At 45.6% G+C, this 20,303-nt stretch carries 15 protein-coding genes and 1 pseudogene; 6 read left to right on the top strand and 10 right to left on the bottom strand.

All coding sequences use genetic code 11. The annotated features are described in order from the left end of the window. Positions 1-5: 5 nt before the first annotated feature. From P3L47_RS16195 to P3L47_RS16180, 4 genes are all read left to right on the top strand, one after another. Positions 6-674, top strand: coding sequence for an HNH endonuclease (locus tag P3L47_RS16195; protein ID WP_122359861.1), 669 nt, complete (start codon positions 6-8; stop codon positions 672-674). Next, entirely contained in the window at positions 671-2,635 is a 1,965-nt protein-coding gene (locus P3L47_RS16190; RefSeq protein WP_277781478.1) for a DUF3857 domain-containing protein, read from the top strand. The genes P3L47_RS16195 and P3L47_RS16190 overlap by 4 nt, the downstream gene beginning before the upstream one ends. A gap of 6 nt (positions 2,636-2,641) precedes the next feature. Beyond that, a complete protein-coding gene (locus tag P3L47_RS16185; RefSeq protein WP_277781477.1) occupies positions 2,642-4,351 on the top strand; it encodes a DUF3857 domain-containing protein in 1,710 nt (569 codons plus the stop codon). 120 nt (positions 4,352-4,471) lie between these two features. Continuing rightward, positions 4,472-6,988 (top strand): beta-N-acetylglucosaminidase domain-containing protein, encoded by a 2,517-nt coding sequence (locus P3L47_RS16180; protein ID WP_122359858.1) that lies wholly within the window; start codon positions 4,472-4,474, stop codon positions 6,986-6,988. A gap of 54 nt (positions 6,989-7,042) precedes the next feature. Here P3L47_RS16180 and P3L47_RS16175 read toward each other — a convergent pair whose 3' ends face one another. The 8 genes and pseudogenes from P3L47_RS16175 to P3L47_RS16145 all read right to left on the bottom strand — a co-directional run bounded on the left by P3L47_RS16175 (position 7,043) and on the right by P3L47_RS16145 (position 14,214). Then, a complete protein-coding gene (locus P3L47_RS16175; protein ID WP_277781476.1) occupies positions 7,043-8,308 on the bottom strand; it encodes a 6-bladed beta-propeller in 1,266 nt (421 codons plus the stop codon). 1 nt (position 8,309) lies between these two features. Next, positions 8,310-8,552, bottom strand: coding sequence for a TonB-dependent receptor plug domain-containing protein (locus P3L47_RS23770; RefSeq protein WP_427910573.1), 243 nt, complete (start codon positions 8,550-8,552; stop codon positions 8,310-8,312). A gap of 470 nt (positions 8,553-9,022) precedes the next feature. Then, positions 9,023-9,416 (bottom strand): annotated as a pseudogene (locus P3L47_RS23765) (M56 family metallopeptidase); the annotation flags it as partial. Next, entirely contained in the window at positions 9,352-9,888 is a 537-nt protein-coding gene (locus P3L47_RS16165) for a DUF3226 domain-containing protein (protein ID WP_277781474.1), read from the bottom strand. The pseudogene P3L47_RS23765 and the gene P3L47_RS16165, both read right to left, overlap by 65 nt. Then, the gene (locus P3L47_RS16160) at positions 9,885-10,961 is read right to left on the bottom strand and encodes an AAA family ATPase (protein WP_277781473.1); all 1,077 of its coding nucleotides are present in this window, start codon (positions 10,959-10,961) and stop codon (positions 9,885-9,887) included. The genes P3L47_RS16165 and P3L47_RS16160 overlap by 4 nt, the downstream gene beginning before the upstream one ends. A 145-nt stretch (positions 10,962-11,106) precedes the next feature. Then, positions 11,107-11,766 carry a PAQR family membrane homeostasis protein TrhA gene (trhA, locus tag P3L47_RS16155; protein WP_277781472.1) on the bottom strand — a complete coding sequence of 220 codons (660 nt, stop codon included), beginning with the start codon at positions 11,764-11,766 and terminating at the stop codon, positions 11,107-11,109. Between the two features lie 10 nt (positions 11,767-11,776). Continuing rightward, positions 11,777-11,983: a heavy-metal-associated domain-containing protein gene (locus tag P3L47_RS16150; protein ID WP_277781471.1), complete on the bottom strand. Its 207-nt coding sequence runs from the start codon at positions 11,981-11,983 to the stop codon at positions 11,777-11,779. 20 nt (positions 11,984-12,003) lie between these two features. Then, on the bottom strand, positions 12,004-14,214 hold the full coding sequence (locus tag P3L47_RS16145; RefSeq protein ID WP_277781470.1) for a heavy metal translocating P-type ATPase: 2,211 nt from the start codon (positions 14,212-14,214) through the stop codon (positions 12,004-12,006). Positions 14,215-14,422: 208 nt separating this feature from the next. On the opposite strand from P3L47_RS16145, the gene P3L47_RS16140 reads away from it, so the two are divergent. Next, on the top strand, positions 14,423-14,875 hold the full coding sequence (locus tag P3L47_RS16140) for a NanQ anomerase/TabA/YiaL family protein (protein WP_122359848.1): 453 nt from the start codon (positions 14,423-14,425) through the stop codon (positions 14,873-14,875). A 77-nt stretch (positions 14,876-14,952) separates the two neighbouring features. Here P3L47_RS16140 and P3L47_RS16135 read toward each other — a convergent pair whose 3' ends face one another. After that, complete coding sequence (locus P3L47_RS16135; RefSeq protein ID WP_277781469.1) at positions 14,953-15,861, bottom strand: glycyl-radical enzyme activating protein; 909 nt, start codon at positions 15,859-15,861, stop codon at positions 14,953-14,955. Between the two features lies 1 nt (position 15,862). Beyond that, the gene (gene hypD, locus P3L47_RS16130; protein WP_277781468.1) at positions 15,863-18,301 is read right to left on the bottom strand and encodes a trans-4-hydroxy-L-proline dehydratase; all 2,439 of its coding nucleotides are present in this window, start codon (positions 18,299-18,301) and stop codon (positions 15,863-15,865) included. A 265-nt stretch (positions 18,302-18,566) separates the two neighbouring features. Between hypD and P3L47_RS16125 the strand changes: the two genes are divergently transcribed. After that, a complete protein-coding gene (locus P3L47_RS16125; RefSeq protein ID WP_277781467.1) occupies positions 18,567-20,231 on the top strand; it encodes an AMP-binding protein in 1,665 nt (554 codons plus the stop codon). The last annotated feature ends 72 nt before the right edge of the window (positions 20,232-20,303 follow it).

Raw genomic sequence — 20,303 nt, 5'->3', positions numbered from 1 at the left:
TTCAGATGATAAGAATCAGGAAAAGCAATATTGTCCCCAATTCCTTACAGAAAGATGGTTGTATGCGATATAACCAAGAAGATGTAAAAAAACAACTTTTAGAAGATCAGCATGATAAGTGTTATATATGTGAACGCAGATTAGTTACTGATTTTCAAATAGAACACTTTAAATCACAAGGAAACTATCCACATCTAAAAGCCGAATGGACAAATTTGTTATTAAGCTGCAACTACTGCAATAATAAAAAATCTAATAAATATGATGATCTACTCAATCCTTTGGAGAACCCAATAGAGGAGTTTATTATACATACCAACGATTTCCCTCATAAAAAAGTCCTATTCCTGTCTAACCGTAATGATATAGAAACTAATAAGACAATAAAACTATTATCACTCATATTCAATGGGGCAGGCATTAGCCGCAAAAGAATGGAAGAGAATTTCTACGAATACTATTTATCACGGCTCAATTCATTTAAAAAGCTGATAGATAAATTCCTTTCAAATCCTTCAGATGATTATCGGACAGCCATCATCGAACGTCTCCAAATAAACAGAGAATTCCTGGGATTTAAATATAGAATTATAAAAACAAACCCTATATTAAACCGTGAATTTGGGGAGTATATTAAATGGAATAATACTAATAAACAAAATAACAATCTATGAAACATTTGAATGTTATATTATTATCACTTCTCACTTTTACCTCTGCCTACGGACAGAGTGGAGAAAGTTGCCGGTTCGCACCGGACCCGATGCTTCAGAAGCCGGAAGTTTATGCCGGATTTGATTGCGTCAATTTGCTGGACAGTACATCCGTAACCGTACAACCGACCGGTTCAGGCTCTTTTTCTGTCTGCAAAACCATCAAGATCCAGACTCCCCGCGGAGCAGTCGCCAATCGCATCATCAAATATGATTACGATCCGCTGACGGCTTTTGCACAGTTCAAGAGAGCAACCGTTTACCGTGCCAACGGCGACGTGATCAACCTGGATGTTACGCAAGCCTGCGACTATGCAGCACCGGCACGCGCCATCTATTGGGGAGCCCGTCAGATCATGCTTGAAGTAGGCCAGTTGAATCCGGGCGACATCCTGGACTATGAAATCGACAAGAAAGGTTTCACCTACGCATTATTGGCAGACGGCGGCGATGACGAATCCCGTTTCATCCCTCCTATGCGCGGACAATTCTATGACATCGTTCCTTTCTGGGTAACGGAACCGACTGTGCGCAAAGTATACAAAGTATCCATCCCGATGGAGAAAGAAATGCAGTTCCAGTTCTATCAGGGTGACTGTGCTTCTTCCATGCGTTACGAAGACGGACGCAAGGCATACACATTCTCTACAAACGACATCATGCCGACCAAGCAGGAACCCAATATGGTAAACCTGTTCGATGCCGCTCCGAAATTGATGATGTCATCCACTCCGAAATGGCAGGATAAATCACTATGGTTCAATAAGGTTAACGAAGATTACGGAAGCTTTGCTCCACTACCTGAAGCCCAGAAAAAAGTAGACGAGTTGATCAAAGGCAAGAAAACCGAAATGGAAAAGATAGCTGTCCTCACCCACTGGGTCGCCGATAATATCCGTTATTCCGGTATCTCTATGGGGAAAGGCGAAGGCTATACGCTCCATAATACCAAAATGAATTATACCGACCGTTGCGGTGTTTGTAAAGACATTGCCGGAACACTGATCTCCTTCCTGCGTATGGCAGGCTTCGAAGCTTACCCGGCCATGACAATGGCAGGCAGCCGCGTGGAAAGTATCCCGGCAGACCATTTCAACCATTGCGTCGCTGTCGTTAAGTTATCCAACGGTACCTATATGCCGCTCGATCCGACCTGGGTTCCTTTCTGTCGCGAATTGTGGAGCAGCGCCGAACAACAGCAAAACTATCTGCCGGGTGTTCCCGAAGGTTCAGACCTTTGCCTGACTCCGGTTTCCGCTCCGGAAAACCATTACGTACGCATTCATGCAAACAACAAACTGGATGCAAAAGGCACATTGACCGGGCAGTTCACCATCACAGCCGAAGGCCAGTCGGACAGTAATATCCGCGGAATGTTTACCCGTGGCTGGCAGTCACAATGGAAAAACATGCTGGAAAGCCAGCTGCTGAATGTTTCTCCTAAAGCCCGCCTGATCAGCGTCGATTATGGTAAAGATCCGAAAGACTATCAGGCTGCCCCTATCAAAATCACGTTCCGCTACGAAATTCCGGAATATGCGATTGCAGGAAAAGAAGAGCTGGCATTCAAACCGCTGGTCATGAACAACCTCTATAACCAGGTAAAAAGCTACCTGCGTATCAACACCGACCTCGCCGAACGTCAGTATGGCTTTAAAGACGCTTGTTCACGCCTGGTTGAACTGGACGAAACGATCCAGCTTCCGAAAGGATATACACTGCTGAATGAAGTTAAAAACGAAAACAAGCAAAGCGACGCTGCCGACTTCGAAGGCTCATTAAGCCAGCAAGGCGACAAAGTGACACTTCATCAAAAACTCGCTTTAAAGAAACGTGTATACGAAGCAAGCGACTGGGATGGTTTCCGTTCAGCCGTCAATGCACATAAAGGGTTCGGAGATTATTTAATTATTAAAAAGTAAAAGACGATGACTAAGATAGTAAATAAATTTGCACTGCTTCTCTGTCTGCTTGCCCTTACAGCGTCTCTGTTTGCTGCACCGGAAGCCGAATACAGAAAGTTATCGAAAGCATATATTTTGAATGCGGACGGAAGCCAGGAGTTCCGTTACAACATGGAACTTACCCTTTTCACTCACACCGCCATGAACGGTACATACGGAGAAAGTTTCATTGTATACAATCCCCAATATCAGGAATTGAAGATCAATGCATCCTACACCAAACAGAAAGACGGCAACATCGTGAAAACACCGGATAATGCCTTTGTTGAAGTATTACCCCGCACGGCAGCCGACGCTCCGGCCTACAATCATCTGAAAGAAATGGTTGTCGTCCATACCGGCCTGGAGCTGGGTGCAACGATCTATCTGGATTATACCCTGACTTCCAAACCGGGCTATCTGCCGGAACTGGATATCTACGACGAACTTTTACAGACTTCGCCGGTAAAAGAATATACGGTCAGCCTGTCTGTACCGGAAAACAAACCGCTGGCTTACACATTACAGAATATCAATTCCAAACCGACTGTAGCAACAGAAGGCGGAATGAAAACGGTAACCTGGAAACTGAATAACCTGCCGGCTTCTTCCCGTGATATGTTTGTATCCGCTGCCAATGGAGATATCCCTTTCCTGACAGCCTCTACTTACGCATCCAACAAAGAAGCCCTGAACGGACTATTCGCCCAGTTCACCCCAGCTACCAACGTACAGCTGAATGCCATCGCCGAAAATCTGACAGCCGGTAAAAAGAACGATACGGAAAAGTTACAGGCAATCCTTCAGCACGTAGTTGAAAACGTAGGTTACAGCCAGGTTCCTCTGCGCGATGCCGGATTCAAGATCCGTTCGATCAACGACCTGTTCTATTCCGCTTACGGAACGGAAGCAGAGAAAACAAACCTGCTGAACGGCTTGCTGAATGCTGTCGGCATCCAGGCAGAAACAGCGGCTTCTTACCGTGTGAACGCCGATCCCGCCAGTCTCGGACTAAATGCAATAAAAGAATTGGTCGTTATAGCCCATGCAGACGGCAAACAATACATCATGTCTCCGACATCCGGCAAAATGGCAGCAGCCGGCTGGAACAACCAAACACCGGTTATCAGTCTGACCAACGCAGGAACTCCGGTTACGATCCCTACGCCGGATGCCCGTATAAATTATGAAGTATCCGTTTCCGTTTCACCGGAAAAAGCTGAATCGCAGGTGAAAGCCACGATCGGTGATGCCTATCTGCCTTATTATGGCGACAACATCGCCGCTTATGCAGGAAAGGAAACATCTTCACAAACATTGAAAGCGAACAACGGCTATGTAATGGTCACATTACCGGATGCTCCGGTCAGCCTGGCACACAGCAGTTATTGCCATATGAACACGGCACGCAAGGAAAACCTGCTATTGCCCTGTAAAGCGAACGAACATTACGCCTATACGGTGACAATACCGGCAGGAATGAAACTAGCCACTCCGGAATCTGTCAAAACAATCGAGAACGGAGCCGGAAAAGTAGTTATCTCCATCCGGCAAAACGGTGATAAGACAGAAGTTGAACGCAGCCTGCAACTGAACAAGCAATTATATTCGCCTGCAGAATTTAGCAACTTGCGCAACCTGCTGACAGAATGGGGAAATCAGTCGAATAAAATACTATTACTGTCAGTCGACTAAATAAATACAAACGATATTTATTCAAGGATGGAACAACGGAAATAGGTCGTTCCATCCTTGTTTTTTTATTGAATAATGATAACTTTACAGTCAAATATTAATCACTTAAACCGTTGATCTATGCAAATACTATCAAATCTACTCCTGACACTTCTTGTATGTTGTATTCCGGGAATAAATTATGCCCAAAGTCTCTCTTTGGAGTTATATCCCCAACCGCAACATATTGTCATTTCCAACCAGCAATATATACCATCCCACGGATATACATTGCAAGGTATCAGCAATCCGGATGCCGATGCGGTGAAGATATTGAAGAAAGCATTGCCTTTCGCCCAATCCGGTAAATCACAGCCGCTGGAAATCAAAAAGCTAAAAGCAAAGACTCCCGAAATGGAGCGTTCCGGTGCTTACATTCTGGAGATCTCCAAGAAAAAGATCACAATCGAGATCGTAGACGACCGTTCCCTGTTCTATGCCGCCCAAACATTGAAGCAGCTGGTCAGCTATAATGAAGCAGGGAAACGCATGCTTCCCCTGTGTACCATTACAGACTATCCCGATGTGCTTCACCGGGGAAGCGTCGAAGGCTTTTACGGAACCCCCTGGAGCCATGCCGACCGTATCAGCCAGCTTCGTTTCTACGGAGAGTTCAAGATGAACACCTATATTTACGGTCCGAAAGACGATCCTTTCCACAGTGCCAGCTGGCGCGAACCCTATCCTGCCGAACAGGCTAATCAGATCAGGGAACTGACAGCCGAGGCAGCCCGTAATAAAGTCGATTTCGTATGGGCGATCCATCCGGGACAGGATATCCGGTGGAATGCAACCGACAGCAGCAATGTCATTGCCAAATTCGAACAGATGTACAATTTAGGCGTACGTGCCTTTGCCGTTTTCTTCGATGACATTTCCGGTGAAGGAACCAATGCAGCCAAACAAGCCGGCCTGATGAATTACATTCAAAAGGAATTTGTAGAAAAGAAAAACGATGTCCAGCCGCTGATCATGTGCCCGACCGAATATAACCGTTCGTGGGCGCGTACCGATTACCTGGATATCCTCGGCGAACAACTTCTTCCGACAATTCAGGTCATGTGGACCGGAAACCGTGTGGTAGACGATATCACACTCGAAGGTCTCGAATGGGTAAACAAACGTATCCGGCGTCCTGCCTATATCTGGTGGAACTTCCCGGTAAGCGACTACTGCCGCGACCATTTATTGATGGGTCCGGCTTACGGACTGGATACACAGGCTTCGAACGTCCTGTCCGGCTTCGTTGCCAACCCGATGGAACATGCGGAAGCATCTAAAGTAGCTTTGTTCGGTGTCGCCATGTATAGCTGGAATATCCATAACTACGACCCGCAACTGGCGTGGGAAAAAGCTTGCGAATATTTGATGCCGAAAGCCGCCATCGCGTTCAAAACGTTCTGCGAAAACAACAGCGATCCGGGTCCTAACGGTCATTTATACCGCAGGGAAGAATCGACCCGCTATCAGGCATTGTCCGACCGTTTCCTCGCCGGTTATCGTAACGGACACTTCGGCGAAAGGGATGCCAACCAGCTCGGAGCCTTGTTTGCCCAGATACAGGCAGCCCCGGAACTGATCTATAACCAGGGAGACAACAAAGAACTGATCAAAGAGATCAATCCCTGGCTGATGCAATTCGAACTGCTCGGCAGATGTGGTACCAATGCATTGCGTATGGCGCACGCCTGGTATGAGAAAGATCGTCAGAACACCTGGCAACGCTTCCTTGCCGTTTCGGCCGTTATGGACAGTATGAAATTAATCAACCGTTCATTCAACCAAAATCCATATCAGAAGGGCGTTAAAGTCAGTACCCGGGTACTTATGCCGCTTATCGAAAACATATACCGGCAGACCAGCCGTAACCTGCTCTCAACAGCAGAAACCCCTTCCGACGAGATCAGGGTAAGTACGGCTTCTACCATTACGAATGTCGGCCAACTGAAAAACCAACCGTGGTCGGAAGATGACAATCTGATCGCATACGTTCCTATGCTCGAAGTTGTCAAAGTAGAACCTGACCAGTATATCGGCCTGGGTTGGGAAATTCAGAAAGAAGCTGAATCTTTCACTTTCAACCTGCCGCAGAGTAATGTGGAAGGACGTATATTCGAATGGTCGGCAGACGGTAAAACCTGGAATCCCCTTTCCGATATTCCGGCAGACCGGACCAAATTCACTGCCGGCAACGTCGATCCGAAAGCCCATTTTATCCGGATGCGCAACAATTCCGGCAAACAGATGGAATTGAAAGTAGCTTCTTTCTCGGTAAAGACAAAGGAAATACCCGAGATCAACGAAGAACTGATGATGTACGATCTCAACCTGAATTCATACAAAACATTGAAACCGGGCGAGCAAGTAAACGTGAAATGTGAGGGCGTAGACCAATATATCGAGTTCTATCTGTCAGGCGACAACGATAGTATGGTTTCCATTTCCGGTGAAGACAAGGAAGGCGAAAACAATATGCTGTACTGTGGATATGCAGGCTACGTAAGGCTGAACAAGATATCATTTGACGATATACAGACACTCACGATCACTCCGGCTGGTAAAAGTCCGATCCTAATCCACCAGATCGTAAGAGAATGACCCATTGAACAGAAAACAAAAAGAGCCGTAAATTCGATGATTTACGGCTCTTTTTTATTTCATCAGGACAACTACCGGATTATCTTCCTCTCCTATCCGCTTCAACGCTTTTACTTGCTGCGGAATATCTTTATCTCCGTTCTCTTCAAACCAGGCAGCCACGTCACCCGCCGGAATCAAACCGGCATATTCTCCGGACTGTGAAACCGACATAGGTTGCAGGGGCAGGTAATTCGTCAGATCGTCATTCAGACCATCGGCATACAAACCGACCTTAACCTCCCCGGTAGACTTCGTTACTACGGCTGTATACAGCACCGGTTCATGGAACAATCCCTTAATGAAACGGATCACCATCCGGTCCTCACTGTCGAGTATCTGCGTGATCAGAACGGCATTGTCTTTATTTTTCATAAAACGTTCGGAGAAATTCCAGTGATATTTCCCCAAGTCAAGAACACTTGCCGGCACCAACGCCCTGTCCTTCACCTGATAGATCGTATCGTTATACGCTTCCACAAAATAAAGTTCTTTATCCTGCCGCCATAAACGGGTATTGGCATTGATAATAATGTTACCGGTTTCCGGTTCCTTATAATCAAGAACAAGCACTCCTTCATAGGTCGTAGGTCCATAGAATTGGGCACCAGTCTCACCCTTTAAAACAGCTATAGACGCTATATTAGACGGATCAAGCGACTGGCTTTCGACTGCCATTCTTGTAGCACATGAATCTATCGCCATATTATCCTTAAAGAAAAGCAGACTGTTCTCCCCTTTCCCAAACAAAACGGATTTATACAGAACAAACGTTCCGTCATTCTGACAACCAAAAGAAGCTGATGAAGCTCCCTGCACTTCAAAAGGAATCTTGATCTTCTCCTTGAATGTCCCATTCTGATCGTAACAAACCAGGTCTTTATTCCAACCGTTGAAATAAATCATTCCGGTTTCATTATCTCCCCAGCAGAAAACACTTCTATAGCCTTCCGGATCGTTTCCTATATGCCCGACCTGTTTGATAAATTTACCGGTTTCCTTGTCAAACATCAGGCATTGGTCCTGACTGGTTGAAACCAATATCCTGTCTTTAATAACCTGCACATAAGGTCCCTTCCCGATCAGGCTGCTGTCGGTTGTTTCCAAGGGAACATACCGTACCTGCTTGAAACAATCGGACGCATTCAACTCCGTCCGGGCATCGATCGCTGTCCCCAGCGGAATCACACGCAACCCTCCGTCCGTCGTCTTACTCTCATTGCATGCTGCCAGAAAAAGGCAGGAAACCACGGTCAACTGATATAAATATGTCTTTACCATCTTACTTCCCTTTTAATGCATTCTTTGTTGTTATATAAATAACTCCGTTTCGGGCTTTTTCCCCATGCATTTTTTTGGCGGACTCATCTTTCATTACAGAGATCGATTCAATAATATTAGGATTTATTTTTTGAATTGCATCTTCATCTGTCTGTTCCACACCATCGACGAAAACAAGCGGATTTCCTGATCCTTGGCTATTTCTGATACGAAGATTTACATTTCCAGGCAAATTTCCTTCCATGGCCCCATGACCCACTACCTTTACTTCATTCTCTTTCACTTTTCCGGAATCGAGACCTTTCTTTGTTACCACCGAAATAACGCCCTGCTTATCCGTAGCATTATATTTCGCTAAAAGTTCTTTGCTCCGATCCTTCGGACTCACCGAAAAACTGAAGATATCATCCGGAGAGACAGCATCCAACTGCTCGTAGGTCGCAACTTCATAATCTATCAGAATCAGGTTGCGGGACATTTCAACTTTTGTCTTAATCTTCTTCATACGGTCTTCAGCCCCTTTAGAAAAGTCGTCCAGCTGTTTCTGCATGGATTCCAGCGGATCCTCAGTCTCTTTCTTTTCCACCGGAGAGACTTCGATCTTGATACTCTTCGTATCCTGAGGAACCGAAGTATCCACCTTCGATGTCACTTTTACAACCGGTTTGACTACCGGCTTTTCTTCCGGTACCGGAGCAGCCTCCACAACGGATTCTGCTTTTTTAGGCTCAATAACTTCCTTTACCGGAACAATTTCGCTAATTTTGGCACTTGAAATCTTTTCCAGTTCGCGAGAGATTTCAGGACGGGCAAAAGCAACTACTGCAACCGCAGTCAGCGGAAGTACATACAGATACTTCAGCCGTGCCCAGGGATTCGATTTTCGTTTTAACATCATAGTAATTCGTTTTTTTAGTTTACTGTGATTAAAGCTGTTGGCCATAGAAATGAAGCGCTGTGAACCAACAGCTTTTTTTATTAATAATAATTGATATCTCTTTGCATCGACACCGTGATTGATCACGCTCTCATCGGCTTCGTATTCATGAATATTCTGTAACTCCTGTTTGAGCAGCCAAACAGCCGGATTGAACCACTGAAGTATCACGCGATTCCAAATAAGCATAAATTTTAGATTTTCTGTTAGGTGTTATATATTTGGAATCTCCATTCTCTTCTTTATGACCCGAAACACACATTTCATATCCTTCAAAACATTCAAGCAAACAAGCATGTTCCTCATTAACTATATGTTCCAATAGTAACTCAAAATCACCATCATCCTTATTGTTAGGGAATAGGAATAAGTCGGCTGATAATGATAATTCCTCCAGTTTATCAAGCAAATATTTCATTCTTACAGCATAGCCACCTCCATTCTCATCACTATCAGCATCGAAAACAACCAGGTTTTTACCACCACGTTCACTGTTTTCCTTAAATTGCTGATCCAGTAAATGTAATTTAGTGTATCCTCCCGCAGAAATAATCTCCCAGGCTCCCTCATCTTTTTCTGATAAAAACCGGAGGTATTTTTCCAAAAATTGCTTATCCCTTCCTTCTACAAAAATTCGAATCATCTTATTTCGATTTCCTGGTTGATAACATATTGAAATTTCTCATAAGGATATTTATATGCTTTGAGTTCATCAGTCAGCATATGTCGTAGAGAATAGCACATTATATCATTTTGTGAATCAGCATATCCGTCTTCAGATAAAACTTTATTCAAAGATTGCAACGATTCAATGTTATGCGTAGTAGCAAAAACCTGTACATTCAACAAGTCTGCAGTTTTAATTATAGCCTTCCATAAAGAGGATAAAGAAGAAAAATGCAATCCATTATCAATCTCATCAATAAAAACCGCACCATCCTTACAGGCATAAAGAGCTGTAACTATTGCCAACAATTTCCTAATACCATCACCTAACATATTTATAGGAATCAATCTGTCCAACCCTATATCTACATTTATCTGAGATTTCAAAACAGTTATAGATTTTATCCTGGGTTCTATATGCTGTAATATTTCCACGATCACTTTTTCCTGTTTCTCCTCTATAATACGCGTCAATTGTTCAACAGCAATATTAAACGCATATTTGGAACTGATATACGCTGTTGACAGGGTTTCTTTATATTCCTTAGGAAACTTGATTTCTAATTTTTCTTCGTTCTTCTTATTTAATCTTATCGTTGCACTATCGCTTTTCTTTTCACCATGCGAATCTATGTATCCAAAATTCATAGTCAACCCTGTACTGATATCCGCTTCCTTATTAGAAAGGGTAAGACTGGATATATCATTTTTAGAAAGTACAATTTTAGATTGTGAAACAACCGGACTTATTTTTAGTTCTCTGATAATCTTATCATTAATATTGCCACATATGTAAATATGATTGCTTGTTTGCATATTATAAAAATTCAAAGCAATATCATCTTCAGTAAAACTGTTATAATCTCTGAATTGATTTATTCTCATATTGAGAATAGGATTGGAAAAGCCTGATAATAAAAATATGGCATCAAGCACAGTAGACTTGCCACAATTATTTTTTCCGACAAGCAAATTGACCTGCTTCAAGTCAGGGAGAAGCAAATGTTTTATGCCTCTAAAATTATTTATCTCAACTTCGTTAAAAACCATATTGGACTATTATTGGACTACATAGGATACAAAAGTAACGATTTACCACAATATACAGCTTGCTTATTAAAGATTATTTTATCAATGTATCCGGCTTCCTCCACAGAATCCCTGGAATGGAAGAGAGTTCCTTGAACATCTTTTTTTATCTTACCAACAAATAGACAGAGATGAAATGGCAGACACTGCCGCCTAATACAAATAAATGCCAGAGAGGGTGCATGTACTTATATTTATCGAAGAAGTAAAAAATACATCCCACTGTATAGAATAGTCCTCCGCCGATCAGCCAGTACAGGACATCCATCGAAGAGGTCTGCCGGCAAACATCCAGTAAAGGTTTGAAAGCGATAATGACTACCCAGCCCATTGCCAGGTAACAGGCCGTTTTCAGATGATCCGTTTTCTTCATCTTCCGGAAACTCAGGAAGATCCCTATTGCAGCAGCAATCCAGACGATCGCAAACAACGACCATCCCCAGTAACCGACCTGACGGAGGGCTACCAATGTGAAAGGAGTATACGTCCCGGCAATATGCAGATAAATAGCGCTATGATCGAAGCGACGAAGCAGCCTTTTACGCCGTGCGTTCGCAGAAGCATGATAAAAAGTCGAAGTGACGTAAGAAGATGTCATGCTAAGGGCATACACAATCGAACTGCCCACAGCCCAGGGATTTCCGCTGCGGATGGAAGCCACTACTAACAGAATAAGGGCTACCATTCCGAAAATCATCCCTGCGCCATGGGTCAGTACATTGGCTACTTCTTCGCCATACGTTTGTCTTTGTTTGGTTCTGACCATTACCTACCGGTTACAGTTGTTCGGCTTTAAAACCGGCTTCCGTAACAGCAGCAACGATCGTATCTGCCGGAACATCGGCTGTCACTTCCAACACCTTATCCGGTGATTTCAGATCGATAGACCATTCATTGTCTTTCAGTACGTTATTCAGTTTTGCACCAATGGCAGTCACACAGCCGCCACATTTTGCATTTGTTTTAAATTTCATTGTCGACATAATTCTTTCTGTTTATAATGTTACTTCATAAATTTCAGTCTCAAACTGTTAAGCACCACAGACACGGAGCTGAATGCCATCGCCGCACTCGCCAGCATCGGGTTCAGCAGCAATCCGTTTACCGGGAACAAAACACCCGCTGCCAAAGGTATGCCTATCAGGTTATAGATAAACGCCCAAAACAAGTTCTGATGGATCAGCCGCACGGTACGTTTCGACAATTTGATCGCTTCGGGCAATAACAACAAGTCGGAGGTTATCAGCGTGACCATCGCCACATCCATGGCAATATCCGTCCCTTTCCCCATTGCAATGCTGACATCCGCACGGGCGAGTGCCTGCGAGTCGTTAATACCGTCGCCCACCATGGCAACTGTCTTTCCGAGCTTCTGGAGAGCGATAATATATTCCTCTTTATCGTTCGGCATCACTTCCGCTTTAAAATGACCGATACCTAACGTATTTGCCACCCTTTCAGCCGTCTTCACTCCGTCGCCCGTCAGCAAATGAACCTCTATTCCCATCTCCGTCAATTTGCTGACAGCCTCTGCCGATGTCGGTTTGATACGGTCTGAAATAGCCAAAACAGCCAGCAGGCGATCGCCTTCGCCATAATAAACGATGCTTATACCTTCATCCTGCCATTTGCCGATCTGCTCCATGGTTTCGTCGGGGATGCGGGCACCGAACATTTCCAGCAGCCCCTGACTTCCGACCCAATACACGGTACCTCCCGCTTCCATACGGATTCCGCGCCCGGTAAGACTTTCGAAATTCTCTGCTTCAGTGCTCGATGCACCCGAATCTTCCAGCCAACGGATAATGGCGGATGCCAGCGGATGTTCCGACTTCAGTTCTGCCGTATAGAGAATATCCAGATAGCAGACATTCGATTCGGTCAGCCAACAGGAATCGACCACTACCGGAACTCCTTCCGTCAACGTTCCTGTCTTATCCAATACGATCGTGTCGACTTTGCAAAGGGTTTCCAATGCGTAGGCATCTTTTATCAGGATATGCCGTTCGGCCCCCTTCCCCATTCCGACCATCAGAGCGGTAGGAGTTGCCAGCCCCAAGGCACACGGACAGGCAATGACCAATACCGAAACAGCCGAAAGGAGTGCATAAGAGAAATAGCTGCCGCCGCCAATCACCATCCAGCAGATGAATGTGATCACGGAAAGCAACACGACCACCGGTACAAATATACCGCTTATTTTATCAACTATACGCTGCACAGGTGCTTTACTTCCTTGGGCTGCCTGTACCATCTGAACGATTTGTGCCAGGATCGTATCATTTCCCACTCCGGTAGCTTCCATAGTAAAAGCTCCTTTCTGGTTGATTGTTCCTGCCAGTACCCGATCGCCCGCCGTTTTCTCTACCGGGATCGGCTCGCCGCTCAGCATGCTTTCATCGACCGATGAGGAGCCTTGCAGCAAAACACCGTCCACCGGGATCTTCTCGCCGGGGCGGACACTCACCACATTCCCTGTCTTCAAAGAAGAGATGGGGACTTCTTCCTCTTTGCCGTCCGTCACCAGGCGTGCCGTCTTCGGCTGTAATCCCATCAGGCTTTTGATCGCGGAAGAGGTGCTGTTCTTTGCCCGTTCCTCCATCAGTTTACCCAACAAGACGAAAGCAATAATTACTCCCGATGCCTCATAATACACATGCGGCTCCAATCCCCTTTCGATCCAGAACTGCGGATATACAGTATTAAAGAAACTGAAAATAAAAGCAATGGATGTACTCAGGGCAACCAGCGTATCCATATTCGCCTTTCCCTGGATCGCATGGCGTGCACCGCTCACATAGAATGTCCTGCCGAAGAGCAGCATAATCGCCAGGGCAAGCACCATCATGATCCAGTTGGCATACGACATATGCATGAACACCATACCCAGCAACGCCAGCGGTACGGACAGCACCCATGCCCCGATCGTATTCCGTTTCAGTTTCTTATAATGCTTACGTGCCATCTCCTCCTGCTCGGCAAGCGGGTCTTCCGACTCTATGATCAGATCATACCCTGCCGCCTGTACGGCTTCCTGTATTTTTTGCAAACTGATAACGGACGGACGGAATCTGACGGATAAAGTATTAGCCGCGAAATTGACAGTCGCATCTTCTACTCCGGGAAGTACACTGACAGTGCTTTCCACGTTATTGGCACAAACCGCACAACTCATCTCCAGGACGGGCAGTACCTTACTTTCTATATCTTTCATTATTGTGTATCTATTTATACCGATTCTATATTGTAGAACAAAGATACGAATAAATCAGTTGCAACAAAGTTGCGGATTTTCATTATTTCTCATTAAGATATGTACAAATTTAATAGTTTTATTTGGTATCTTTGTTCTATTATTTAACAATCGGATACCCGATCTTTGTCAGACTAATTAACGGATAAATTTATAAATAAATACAGTTATGATACTTGACTCCTTGAATAACACAGAAAAGGTAGAGCGCTTACACCCTCTTTTCAAAAAAGCATTTGATTACATAAAAGAAACTGATTTTTCTAAAGTGGAAGACGGCAAATATGAACTGGACGGTTCCCGTCTGTTCATCAATGTGGCCAGCCTGACCGGTAAGGATAAAAAGGATGCCGCTATCGAAACACACAAGAAATATATCGATATCCAGCTGCCTCTGCTGGGTGTGGAAAAGATCGGCTGGAAGCCCGGTTGCGAACTGCAGGAAGAATCGATTCCTTACGACGAAGCGAAGGATATCGCTTTCTATGTAGACCGCCCCACCGCTTACACGAAAATCTATCCGGGACAATTCGCCGTTTATTTTCCGGAAGACGGCCACGCCCCCGGTATCGGTGAAGGGAATATCCGCAAAGTGATCGTAAAAGTACAGGTAGAAGAATAAAACATTGCCAGATACGACAGAGCCGGTATCTTCCTTAAAGATTGAATCATCTTTACCGGGAAAATACCGGTTTGCTTTTACCCTCCGGTTACCACTTCTATTCCATACCGGTTAAACAGCTCCGTGCACCGCTGCACGGTTTCTTCAGAAGGTGTCGCCATCGGATATCGGTCCGGGTTGTACACCGTACCTAATTTCTCATGCTTATTCTTTCCTATATCATGATATAGCAGAATATTCACTGTGCGGTGCTTCCAGGGTAAAGAAGAAAGAAAGGCGGCAGATCGTACTATATTCTCTTCATCGGCATTGATGCCTTCGATCAGCGGAATACGGATACGGAACTCATGTCCGACTTCTGCTATCATACGTAAGTTTGACAGAATCAATTCGTTAGGTACCCCACAGTAAAGTTTATGTTTAATCGTATCCATCTGTTTGAGATCTACCAGAAACAGTTCGGAATGTTCCATGACCTCCCGCACGATTTCCGGTCGGGCAAACAAGGTCGTATCGACGGCACGGTGAATCCCGAGTTCCCCGCAACGCCTGAGCAATTCCAGCAACATCTCCGGATGCTGCAACGGTTCACCGCCGCAGAAAGTAACGCCTCCCTCCGACCGGTCCATAAAAACCGTTTCTTTTTCAATCTCTTTCATCAGGTAATCGATAGAGCATTCCGTTCCGGATATCTCCATCGCCCTTACCGGACAGACCTCTGCACATATACCGCACAGATCACAGAGGGACGGATCGGTCACAATCCCGCCGGCTGTCCATGTCAACGCCTTTTGCGGACAGGCTTCCACGCAGGTCCGGCATCCTATACATTTCTTTCGGGTATACAGTTTCTGTTTCCGGTTGGATAATCCCTCCGGATTATGGCACCACACACAGGAGAGCGGGCATCCTTTCATGAAAAGAGTCGTCCGGATGCCCGGCCCGTCATTTATCGCATAGCGCTTTATATCGAATATCAGAGCCATTTTAGAAACCATCCTGCTCCGTACGGGCAATCACATCTGCCTGCAGGTCTGCATTCATATCATTAAAGTAATCGCTGTAACCGGCTACACGTACCAGCAGGTCCCGATAATCTTCCGGACATTTTTGGGCAGCGTACAACGTCTCCGTATCCACGATATTAAACTGGATATGATGTCCGCCCAAAGCGAAATAGCTACGGATCAGGGAGGCCAGCTTCGAAATATCTTCTTCCCGCTTCAGGAGGCTCGGCAGGAAACGTTGGTTCAACAAGGTTCCACCGCTTTTTACCTGATCCAGCTTACCCAGGGATTTGACAACGGCAGAGGGACCGTGTGTATCGGCTCCATGCGATGGAGATGTTCCGTCAGAGATCGCTTTCTCCGCCAAACGTCCGTTCGGGGTCGCTCCCATCACTTTGCCGAAATAGACATGACAGGTGGTCGACAGCATATTCAAGTGAAAACATTCTCCCTTCGTATTCGGCTTGCCTTCAATAGTGTCGTACAGGTCGTCGAAAACTTTAACAGCGATAGAGTCGGCATACTCGTCATCGTTACCGAAGAAAGGTGTACGGTTCAGGATCGTCTGACGCATCACTTCCGCACCGGCAAAATTGTTCGCCATCGCTTTCAGCAGCTCGTCCATAGAAAAACGTTTGTCCTCAAATACATGTTTCTTTAAGGAAGAAAGACTGTCGGTGATCGTACCCAAACCGGTACACTGTATGTAAGTCGTATTATAACGCGGGCCGCTGTTGTAATAGTCGCGTCCTTTGACTATGCAATCGTCAATAAACAGGGACAGGAAGGTGGCCGGAGCGTATTTGGCAAACATCCGGTCGATATAATTGCTGACACGCATCTTCATATCCACAAAATACCGGAGCTGTTTCAAAAAGGCGGCATACAGCTCATCATAACTTGCAAAGTCACGCGGATCGCCGGTTTCCAGTCCGACTTTACGACCCGAAACCGGATCGAGACCATTATTCAACGTCACTTCCAGTATCTTCGGTACATTCAGATATCCCGTCAGCACATAAGCCTCTTTACCGAAAGCGCCGACCTCGATGCAACCACTGCAACCGCCCTCCCGGGCATCGTGCAACGATTTACCCTGGCGCATCAGTTCCTGGATATACACATCCGGATTGAATACGGAAGGATATCCATGTCCCTGCCGGATCACCTTGCAGCCGGCACGCAGAAAACGTTCCGGCGTACGGGAACTGATATGAATGGCACTGCCCGGTTGCAGGATGTGCAGTTCTTCAATCGTCTCCAGCATGATATAAGAGACTTCGCTCACTCCGTCGCTACCGTCGGCTTTCACGCCTCCGATATTCAGGTTGGTAAAATCGTTGTATGTTCCGCTTTCCTTCGCGGTTATGCCGACTTTCGGGGGAGCCGTATGGTTATTTACTTTGATAAAGAAGCAGGACATCAGCTCTTTCGCTTCCGCACGGGTAAGCGTTCCGGCAGCTATTTCCTTTTCATAGAAAGGAGCCAGATGCTGGTCGAAATGTCCCGGATTCATGGCATCCCAGCCGTTCAGTTCGGTAATGGTTCCAAGGTGGACAAACCAATACATCTGTATAGCTTCCCAGTAAGTACGCGGGGCATGCGCCGGAACCCAGCGGCAGACCTCTGCGATTTTACGCAATTCAGCCGCCCGTGCCGGGTCTTCCTCCGTTATCGACATCTCGTCGGCAAGGTCGGCATGACGCTCGGCAAACAGGATAGCGGCATCGCAGGAGATAGACATGGCGGTCAGTTCTTCCTGTTTGTCCGTTGCTTCCGGATCGTTCATGAAATCCAGAGCGGCCAGTTCACGGGCAATCCGCTCCTTCAGGTCCAGCAAACCATATCGATAAACTTTGCCGTCGAGTGCTGTATGCCCCGGAGCCCGTTGCTCCATAAACTCAGTGAACATGCCTGCCTCATAAGCATCTTTCCACTCTTTTGGAACATGGCTGAAGATACGTTCACGCTGTGTACGGTCTTTCCAATAAGGGATGACCTCACGTTCATACGTATCGATATCTTCCTGGCTGATGGTATAACGTTGCAATTCACGGGTATTCAATACATGCAAGTCTTCTACACTATGGCAGGTGAGTTCAGGAAAAGTGGGTACTGCTTTCGGTGCCGGACCGCGCTCACCCACGATCAATTCGTCCTTACCTATATAGATGGTCTTATGCTTGCATATTTCCAGAAAGTTCAATGCTCTCAGGACCGGAATAGGATACTTGCCGTAGTTTTCTTTATAGAAACGGGTTTCGATCAGTGCCCGTTCGATAGACAAAGAGGGTTCGGCTTCAAACGAAAGCCGGCGTAACCGTTTGATACGGTCGTTCATTCCATAGGCATTAGCTTCCACTGCAGGAGCAAAGTTTGATGCACTCTTCGGTGCACGCTGAGCTGTTATCATACTCATTTCGGATGGTTTATTTATTTAACACAAAAAGAATGGACCGCACCACAGGCGGCAATACCCGGGAGAGAAAGAACTGTTTAAAGATAGAACATCAAACAATTGAAAAGTTTTCTGTAACCTTTTATAACCATATTATTTACATCGTGTTACATCTGTCTCGCAAACATAAATACTTTTAAAGAATAAACAAAATTATTGCATGTGTATTTTTACTATATTTGCAACAATCAATTTGTTTTCATGGTTATTCAATAAACATATTTTCATGGAAAATCGTTTCTTAGGACTTATCGAGAACAGCATCAAGGAACATTGGGACCTTCCCGCTTTCTCTGATTATAATGGACACACGTACCATTATAAAGATGTGGCCCGCCGTATAGAAAAATTTCATATAATACTCGAACATGCAGGGATCAAGAAGGGAGACAAAGTGGCTTTGGTGGGGCGTAACTCGTCCAACTGGGCGATCTGCTTCTTCGGCATCCTGGCGTATGGAGCCGTAGCCGTCCCGATCCTGCACGAATTCAAACCGGACAACATCCATCATATCGTCAATCACTCGGGAGCCAAAGCCGTCCTGGCAGGAGCAAATAACTGGGAGAATATGAACGAACAGATGATGCCCGATGTGAAACTGTTCATGATGCTGGATAATTTCTCCATCATCAAAAGTAAGAACAAGGATGTACGCGTGGTACGCGACAGGATCAATGAATATTTCGGAAAGAAATATCCCCGTTCGTTTACTTCTGCTGATGTGAAATATCATACAGAACAACCGGAAGAACTGGCTGTATTGAATTATACCTCCGGGACCACCAGCTTCTCCAAAGGGGTTATGATCCCTTTCCGTAGTTTGTGGAGCAATACACAGTTTGCGTATGACAACCTGCCGTTTATCCATCCGGGAGACAGTGTGGTCTGCATGCTGCCGATGGCGCATATGTACGGCCTGGCTTTCGAGATACTGAACTGCGTAAACAAAGGTTGCCATGTGCACTTCCTGACACGTACGCCCAGCCCGAAGATCATTGCCGAGGCTTTCGCCCGTGTGAAACCGGCATTGATACTTGCCGTACCGCTTATCATTGAGAAAATCGTCAAGAACAAGATATTCCCGGAACTGGAAAAGCCTCTAATCAAGTTATTGCTGAAAGTTCCATATCTCGACCAGAAAGTACTCGACACGATTGCCAAGAAGCTGAACGATTCCTTCGGGGGTAAATTCGGTGAAGTGGTTATCGGCGGAGCTGCATTGAATAAAGAGGTGGAAGAGTTCCTGCGTTCGATCAAATTCCGTTATACCGTAGGGTATGGAATGACGGAATGCGGTCCGTTGGTTGCTTACGAGCAATGGGATACTTTCAAGAAAGGTTCCGTCGGACGGATCGTCGACCGGATGGAAGTACGTATCGATTCTGCCGACCCTGCTAAAGAAGTCGGCGAGATCCTTGTCCGAGGCATGAATGTCATGTTGGGATATTATAAGAATCCGGAAGCGACCAAAGCGGTTATGATGCGCGACGGATGGATGCGGACAGGCGATCTCGGAACGATTGACTCCGATGGCTTCCTATATATTCGCGGACGTAGCAAGACGATGATACTCGGTCCGAACGGACAGAACATTTACCCGGAAGAGATTGAAGACCGCTTGAATAATATGTTGTATGTTGCCGAGTCACTGATCATCTCCCAGGGAGGTAAACTGGTAGCCCTGATCTATCCGGACTGGGAGCAGGTCGACAAGGCAGGTATCCAGCATTCTGAAATAGAAAAACTGATGCAGCAAAACGTCGACCTGCTGAATGCAGAAATGCCTTCCTACAGCAAGGTCTCCTGCTTTAAACTGTATCAGGAAGAATTTGAAAAGACACCCAAACGCAGTATCAAACGATATTTGTATCAGCCTGCAGAAGAAAATTAATATTACCTCCAGATGGTATAACGAAAAGCGGTGACACCGGATTCAGTATCGATGTCACCGCTTTTCGTTATT

The sequence above is a fragment of the Parabacteroides chongii genome, from assembly GCF_029581355.1.
GTDB lineage: Bacteria > Bacteroidota > Bacteroidia > Bacteroidales > Tannerellaceae > Parabacteroides > Parabacteroides chongii.
Note: the sequence above shows the minus strand (reverse complement) of the source record. Positions and strands in the feature narration are given on the sequence as shown.